The sequence below is a fragment of the Levilactobacillus bambusae genome (assembly GCF_003124125.1).
GTDB lineage: Bacteria > Bacillota > Bacilli > Lactobacillales > Lactobacillaceae > Levilactobacillus > Levilactobacillus bambusae.
On record NZ_QCXQ01000022.1, the window covers coordinates 1 to 1,484 of the forward strand.

General features: G+C 33.8%; 1 pseudogene. It reads left to right on the forward strand.

The window, feature by feature from the left end:
* Positions 1-1,484: pseudogene (locus DCM90_RS09690) on the forward strand (hypothetical protein); the annotation flags it as partial.

Genomic DNA, 1,484 nt, shown 5'->3' on the forward strand with positions numbered 1-1,484 from the left:
TTGCCTTTAACAACCAAGGTGTTCATGCAGAATCCACTAGTGGTTCTAAGATTGCTAACATTTATCCTTTAGATTCAAATGGAAATCCTCAAGATGCTCAACTAGAAAGAGGACTAACTCCATCTCCACTTGTTCTAAGAAGTGCAGAAGAAGGACTAATTTCAATTGTAAACACCAATAAAGAAGGAGAAAACCAAAAAGACCTTAAAGTTGTATCAAGAGAGCACTTCATAAGAGGAATTCTAAATTCTAAGGGAAATGACGCAAAGGGAATCAAATCATCCAAACTAAAAGTTTGGGGTGACTTGAAATGGGATGGACTCATCTATAACCCAAGAGGTAGAGAAGAAAATGCCCCAGAAAGTAAGGATAACCAAGATCCTGCTACTAAGATAAGAGGTCAATTTGAACCGATTGCAGAAGGTCAATATTTCTATAAATTTAAATATAGATTAACTAAAGATTACCCATGGCAGGTTTCCTATATTCCTGTAAAAATTGATAACACAGCCCCTAAGATTGTTTCGGTTGATTTTTCAAATCCTGAAAAAATTAAGCTAATCACAAAGGATACTTATCACAAGGTAAAAGATCAATACAAGAATGAAACTTTATTTGCTAGAGATCAAAAAGAACATCCTGAAAAATTTGATGAGATTGCAAATGAGGCGTGGTATGCAGGAGCTGCTCTTGTTAATGAAGATGGAGAGGTTGAGAAAAATCTTGAAGTAACTTATGCAGGTGAGGGTCAAGGAAGAAATAGGAAGCTTGATAAAGATGGGAATACTATCTATGAAATTAGCGGAGCAGGAGATCTAAGAGGAAAAATCATCGAAGTAATCGCCCTAGATGGAGCAAGCAACTTTACCAAAATCCATAGGATTAAATTTGCTAATCAAGCTGATGAAAAAGGGATGATTTCCTATTATCTAGTAGATCCTGATCAGGATTCATCTAAATACCAAAAGCTTGGCGAAATTCCTGAATCTAAATTTAAGAATTTAAAAAATGTTAAAGATGATAGCCTAAACAAAGAGACAGCTGAGGTGGAAAATAACCTTTTAGTAGATAATCAGTCTATCGAAGGAAAATCTCTCTTTAATATTCATAAAACTATTTCAACAATTAGAGACTTTGAAAATAAAGACCTAAAGAAACTCATTAAAAAGAAATATAAGCAAGAAGACGACTTTGTAAATGGTGGAACAAGAACAGTAGAGCGTGATTATAAATACGATGATAAAGGAAATATAATAGCCTACGATGATGGGACTGATCTAGAATATGAAACTGAGAAACTTGACGAAATCAAATCAAAAATTTATGGTGTTCTAAGTCCGTCTAAAGATGGACACTTTGAAATTCTTGGAAAGATAAGTAATGTTTCTAAAAATGCCAAGGTATATTATGGGAATAACTATAAATCTATAGAAATCAAAGCGACCAAGTATGATTTCCACTCAAAAACGATGACATTTGATCTA